The following is a 6585-nucleotide window of genomic DNA, read 5'->3' as shown; positions in this document are numbered from 1 at the left end:
TTTAGCTCAGGGGGAGAGCGCTTCCCTGACACGGAAGAGGTCAGAAGTTCAAATCTTCTAACGCCCACCAAATGTTCGCAGCCCAGAGGCTATGTCCTCTGGGCTGTTTTTTTAGAAGCGATCATTGTATATGTCGCGCGCATTCGGATTTGGCTGTAATCCGAGTTCTTTTATCCCCTGTTGGGGGAGAGCGCTCGGCGTGTTTGTTCGATGCTAGTTTGTTAATCGAATCATTAGTGGGTTTTGGTTGCAATGCATCGGCCTGTTTTTTATATGCCTACGTGTTTTGCTGCGTTTTGGTTTTCCGCCTGGCGTAGCTGCGCGAATCCATTCTTTTGTTTGGTTCGGTCCTGGGTTTACTTCCAGCCTTGGTATCGCACATCAAATTAATGGTGAGCTTACGTTGGTGGCGTGTCGGGGAACAAGGATTCTTTACGGTGACTGGTTTCGTTAAGTGCCAGCAGGGTTTCTCGAGCCCGTGCCTATTCTATGCTCCTTTGGTGCTAAGGGGCGCTCTTTTGTGCCGACTTTGCCTTGATGGGGCGGAAGCCCTAGTGGATGCCGGCGTACATCCACGTGTGCCAATAACTGACTTTGGCCTGTGTTGTGGCCTCGAGGACGGTCATTTGCGATTGCCATAAGGGGTATTAGCGGGGTTGACGCATAATGGAAACCGGACTTAGTTTACCTAGCTTTAATTGGAAGCTTTGGAGGTATAAATGAATCATCTAGTTTTCATTAGTCACAGCAGCAAAGATATTGAGTTCGCTGAGAAACTCCAATCAAAACTGTCAGAGTTGGGCATAAAGTCTTGGCTAGATCGTGATGCGTTGGATAATGACATCGAGCAGTCGTGCAATTACCCCGAAGCCATTGCGAGGGCAATCGACAATTCGACCGTGTTCGTCGTGGTTCTGAGCGTGTCTGCAATAGAATCTTTCTTCGTGCGCAAGGAACTGTCTTTTGCAATTAACAGAAGGCTCAAGGTCCAACCAATTAGAATTGACAATCCTAAAAGTCCGTGTGCCAGCGGAAATGACAAAACGTTCGGTCTCCTTCTGTCGGATGTGAATGTGATAGACGCGAGCATCCCGCCTGTTGAGGACAAGGTTGATAGCTTTATTAACCTTGTCAGTGGAGCAATTACAGACGTGATAGACGAGGGGACCACGCCGCTGGCGAAGCAAACTAAACTGAAGCTACTGGATATTGACGCTTCCGAAAAAGACGTAGATGACGTCAATAGATTCATCGAGGACACTAAGCCCAAGAAATTGGCGGACTATTTCCGTGAGGCGAAACGACTGGTGCTGAAGGAGTATGCCGAAACAGGTGATCCATTCGAGACTTATAAGTACTTCAATGAGTTTCAAATTGATGGACATCGACCAAAGGTCGTCGCTCAGATTGCGGTGAAGACAAATAAGATCTCTGTGGCTCTTGGGTGGCTTTACGAGAGTGTTGCATATTTTCTGATTAACGATGGAGAACTCGGATATGTGCATGACGCGAGGAACTTCCTTATTGAAGCGCTTGGTGTCTATGAAGGGATTCCTGAGAATCCGGACTTTCCCGAATTCACTGCATCAGTGCGAAAACGCATCATTCAATCGAAATGGTTGTTGGCAATCACGTTTAAGCAAGAGAGAAACCTTGCAAGGGCTCATGAAATATTGAGCGAGTTGTTGCCGTATGCAGAAGAAACCAGACGGGAATATGAGGTACCGTACCCCGACAGTGAGCTCCTGCCTCGTCGGGAGATTGCAATCATCGATGATGATTTGGACGAGTTCGATAGATTGGTTGAGGACGAGCCGCTTTATTCGGATAATGCCAGAGAACATTTCTTTACACTCCGACGCTGTTTTGAGGCATATTGCTTTAATTATGAAATCCAGAGGGCCGAAGCGATAAAGCCTGCGCTGGAGAAAAGCTATGAGTTCATTAAGGGTCAACTTGAACCCGTTTACTACTACGCATTGAAGTTCGATGAGTTTTTCTATTACTGGGCATCTGGCCAGACCGATTCTGCGGAGAAACTCTATCAAGAAATATATCCCGAAATGTGCGAGAGACATTTCACTAGGTATGCAACTACCCTTTGTAAGGCGCATGCTGATATGTTGAAGGGGCGACACATTAGGAGTGGTGCATATGAGCGCTGATTCGATTGATGAGTACGCGGAGACGGTCTTCGAGTACGGGCATCTCGACGATCCTCTCGAACCGGTGGATTTGGCGTTAGTGTTTGGAAGCCATGATGAACACGTTGCCATAAGGGCAGCAGAGCTCTATAGGGCGGGTTTGTGCAAGAGGATTCTCTTTACGGGCGGATACGGACGTATTACGAGAGAGCTCTGGAGAGAGCCCGAAGCCGAGCACCTAGCTAGTGTTGCCATAAGCTGTGGAGTTCCAAAATGCTGTGTTTTTAAAGAGTGCAGGTCTTCGAACACGGGTGAAAACATACGCTTTTCCAAGGAATTCATGCAAGACAGTTTTCATGAAGAGCGAAAGACTATAGTCGTTGAGCGTCCGTATCGCGAGCTGCGTACTCGCGCGACTCTTGACGTGCAGTGGCCCGACTTCGATTACTTACTTGCCTCGCCGCGACTGGGCTACCGAGATTATTGTAGATATTATGAATCTCGGGAGGCACCTATCGCGAAAGAAGAATTCATCTCCCTCTTGGTTGGGGACTTACAGCGTGTGATTGAGTATCCAAAGCTTGGCTATCAAAGCGAACAGCTTGTGCCGCCATACGTGTATTCTGCCTATGAAAAGCTTGTACGTGCCGGGTTTACCAGCCAAATGATTCGGAAATAACCGCCCAACAGTTGCTGCTTCCGTCGTGGAATGGCAGATACTCATTGGGGTTTCATTCACGTTGATTGCTGAATGCGGCGCTGGCGTATGGCGTGACGCTTGGACGTGGGCGGAAGATTGCCGCGAGGGGGCTCCCCGATACGCTAGAATTTTAGCGCAATCTGGAATTAGGCTTTACCCTCCATTTGCTATGGGTGTTTGGCTGAACCTACTTTTAATTTAGTTGGTATTGGGGTGCGTCTTCTCGAGTCCTGGGGCTATGCGCACCCAAGCGCTCTCTTCGGTTTTTCACCCGGGAGCGTGATGGGTCTTCAATCATTTTTCTGTGATTTGCAGGCAACTTCACAAGCAGAGTCTTGTCATACCGCTGCCGCTTTATTGTCTATCTAGAACCAACGCCAGCGGCAGGCTCTCGCGTTCAGAATTCCATAAGTTGGGACAACGCGGTTCAATAAGCTGCCTTTGCCTTAATTTGATGTGATTTGTCAGATCGCGATATAGAATAATTATCAGCTGACGACCATCTGCCTTTCTGCCAGTTTGCTAAACGCAATTCATTATCTATCGGCTCGGTGCGAGCTTTCAGATTAGCGCTGTGACACAGATAAGATAACGAGTTCAAATTTTCCAATGCCACCACATGTTTACAGCTTAGGGGCTAAGTTGCTTAGCTGTTTTGCTATAAGTTGACAAGACGGCTGCCTACACTCGGTCTTGATCCCGTGCCGCCTGGCATCGTGGCTGTGGCGACCCGTTGTCTCCAACCTCCTCGCGATCAACCGCAACATGTTGGTCAAGCACAAATTTTTGGATTCTTTTGGCGTGAGCGGTTTGGTTTTGGTAGGATTTGTCGGCGGTATGGTTGAGGGGGTTTCAAAACTGCCGAGCAGGTAGTTGCGTTGATGAGGCTCATTTGGCATGTCTATGACCTCTCATTTTTAATGCGTCTGTAAATTGACCAATTGCTTTGACCTGCTGAAACACTATATGTTGTGTTTGACCTAAAAAAAGAATACAGGATATAGATGCGTCTTTGTCGTATGATAGATGGCGGACAGAGAGCGAGAACCTTATTCGCCCCATTTGGATGGATCTTTGAGCCCCTTGATCGGCTGCGAGGATTGTCCGCATGAGGGCCTATGGTTATCGAGAACACAGATTGCGTGACGGCGCCGCAAGACAGGGGCAAACCCTGCCGGGCATCGTTTGGCCCTGAAGCGCAATGAGGCTACGATGCGAAAGAGGCAAGAGGATGAAGATCATCAAGCGCAGCGGCACCGAGGTTACCTTTGACATCGATAAGATCGTCAATGCGATCCGCGCCGCAAACTTGGAGGTCGAGGAAGGCTCTCGCCTTACCGACCGCCAGGTGATCTATGCGGCACAAAACGTCGCCGAGGCATGCGAGAACGCGGGTCACACCGTATCGGTCGAGGAGATCCAAGATCTGGTCGAGGACGAGATCATGCGTCTCGACTGCTATGAGGTCGCTCGCCACTACATCATCTATCGCTATGTTCAGAGCCTGAAGCGCCAGAAGAACACGACCGATGACAAGATCCTGTCGCTGATTGAGTGCAATAACGAAGAGGTCAAGCAGGAGAACTCCAACAAGAACCCGACCGTCAACTCCGTTCAGCGCGACTACATGGCCGGCGAGATTTCCAAGGACCTGACGCAGCGCGTGCTGCTGCCCCAGGAGATCGTGGATGCCCACAACGAGGGCCTGATTCACTTCCATGATTCGGACTACTTCGCCCAGCACATGCATAACTGTGACCTGGTGAACCTGGAGGATATGCTCCAGAACGGCACCGTTATCTCGGGCACGCTGATCGAGAAGCCGCACAGCTTCTCGACTGCTTGCAATATCGCGACGCAGATTATCGCCCAGGTCGCCTCTTCCCAGTACGGCGGTCAGTCGATTTCGCTGACCCACCTGGCTCCGTTTGTCGAGGTGAGCCGCCAGAAGATTCGTGTCGAGGTTGCCCGCGAGCTCGAGGAGCTTGGCGTCTCTGCGTCTGCCGAGAAGGTCCGTGAGGTCGTTGAGGACCGTCTGCGTGACGAGATCCGTCGCGGCGTCCAGACGATTCAGTATCAGGTCGTGACGCTTATGACCACGAATGGCCAGGCGCCGTTCGTGACGGTCTTTATGTATCTTAACGAGGCCCGTACGCCTCAGGAGAAGCACGACCTTGCCATGATCGTGGAGGAGACGCTTCGCCAGCGCTACGAGGGCGTTAAGAACGAGGCCGGCGTGTGGATTACCCCGGCATTCCCCAAGCTTATCTATGTACTCGAGGACGATAACGTTCACGAGAATTCCCCGTACTTCTACCTGACCCAGCTGGCTGCCAAGTGCACCGCCAAGCGCATGGTGCCCGACTACATCTCTGAGAAGAAGATGCGTGAGCTCAAGCTGTCTAAGGGTGAGACCGCCGGCAACGGCGATTGCTACACCTGCATGGGTTGCCGCAGCTTCCTGACGCCCGACCGTTCGGGCAACGGCTTTAACAATGTTGCCAACGCGCTGAACTATGACCCGACCAAACCTAAGTACTATGGCCGCTTTAACCAGGGTGTTGTGACCATCAACCTGCCCGATGTCGCACTGAGCTCGCATCAGGACATGGACAAGTTCTGGAAGATCTTCGACGAGCGCCTTGAGCTGTGCCATCGTGCCCTGCTGTGCCGTCATGAGCGCCTGATGGGCACGCTTTCGGATGCCGCACCGATTCTGTGGCAGTACGGCGCCCTGGCGCGCCTTAAGAAGGGCGAGACGATCGACAAACTGCTCGTGGGCGGCTATTCCACCATCAGCCTGGGGTATGCCGGTCTGTATGAGTGCGTCAAGTACATGACGGGCCACAGCCACACCGAGAAGGAAGGCACGCCGTTTGCCATGGCCGTCATGCAGCACATGAACGACAAATGCGCCGAGTGGAAGGCCGAAAGCGACATCGATTTCTCGCTGTACGGCACGCCGTTGGAGTCGACGACGTATAAGTTCGCCAAGTGCCTGCAGCGCCGTTTTGGCATTATTCCGGGCGTGACGGACAAGGGCTATATCACCAACAGCTACCACGTCCACGTGTCCGAGGAGATCGATGCCTTCGATAAGCTTAAGTTTGAGGGCATGTTCCAGCAGCTTTCGCCGGGCGGTGCCATCTCCTACGTCGAGGTTCCTAACATGCAGGACAACCTTAAGGCTGTCATTCGCGTGATGCAGTACATCTACGACAACATCATGTACGCCGAGCTCAACACCAAGAGCGATTACTGCCAGGTGTGCGGCTACGACGGTGAGATCAAGATTGTCGAGGATGATGGCAAACTGGTGTGGGAGTGCCCCAACTGCGGCAACCGCGATCAGGAGAAGATGAACGTCGCCCGCCGTACGTGCGGCTACATCGGTACCCAGTTCTGGAACCAGGGCCGAACCGAGGAGATCCGCGACCGCGTGCTGCATCTCTAATACCGCTCCGGGGCTGAGCCGAGAGGGCCGCTTGGGCATTTGCTCGCTATTTCGGACAGTCCTGCGCAAGACGAAGGCCACATTAAGTGGCCTTCTTTGCGTGTGGAACTCATATCGAGCAAAAGCCCAAGCGGCCCTCTCGGCTCAGCCAAGTTGATGTAGCTGAGATGCAGCGCGCAGTCTGCTCACTCCTCGAAGTTCTTAGCGGAAATGAGTTGACTTGCAACAACGTTTTGCTTGCGATGACGGTTGAGCTGCAACATAGTTTTTATTGGACCTCGAACCCT

3 protein-coding genes are annotated in these 6585 nt (G+C 51.7%); all 3 read left to right on the top strand.

Features of this window, described 5'->3' with window-relative positions; all coding sequences use genetic code 11:
* Positions 1-719: 719 nt before the first annotated feature.
* The 3 genes from I2F59_RS04170 to nrdD all read left to right on the top strand — a co-directional run bounded on the left by I2F59_RS04170 (position 720) and on the right by nrdD (position 6298).
* Entirely contained in the window at positions 720-2165 is a 1446-nt protein-coding gene (locus I2F59_RS04170) for a toll/interleukin-1 receptor domain-containing protein (protein ID WP_195503348.1), read from the top strand.
* The gene (locus I2F59_RS04165) at positions 2155-2823 is read left to right on the top strand and encodes a YdcF family protein (RefSeq protein WP_195503347.1); all 669 of its coding nucleotides are present in this window, start codon (positions 2155-2157) and stop codon (positions 2821-2823) included. The genes I2F59_RS04170 and I2F59_RS04165 overlap by 11 nt, the downstream gene beginning before the upstream one ends.
* A gap of 1252 nt (positions 2824-4075) precedes the next feature.
* Complete coding sequence (gene nrdD, locus I2F59_RS04160; RefSeq protein ID WP_195503346.1) at positions 4076-6298, top strand: anaerobic ribonucleoside-triphosphate reductase; 2223 nt, start codon at positions 4076-4078, stop codon at positions 6296-6298.
* Positions 6299-6585: the final 287 nt, after the last annotated feature.

The sequence above is a fragment of the Collinsella aerofaciens genome, assembly GCF_015556945.1.
GTDB lineage: Bacteria > Actinomycetota > Coriobacteriia > Coriobacteriales > Coriobacteriaceae > Collinsella > Collinsella aerofaciens_AO.
This window is presented reverse-complemented; position numbering and strand designations above follow the sequence as displayed.

What these genes read in the sequence shown, in the direction of transcription:
- I2F59_RS04170 (WP_195503348.1), top strand. Translation starts at nt 720, where the DNA reads ATGAATCATCTAGTTTTCATTAGTCACAGCAGCAAAGATATTGAGTTC.
- I2F59_RS04165 (WP_195503347.1), top strand. Translation starts at nt 2,155, where the DNA reads ATGAGCGCTGATTCGATTGATGAGTACGCGGAGACGGTCTTCGAGTAC.
- nrdD (WP_195503346.1), top strand. Translation starts at nt 4,076, where the DNA reads ATGAAGATCATCAAGCGCAGCGGCACCGAGGTTACCTTTGACATCGAT.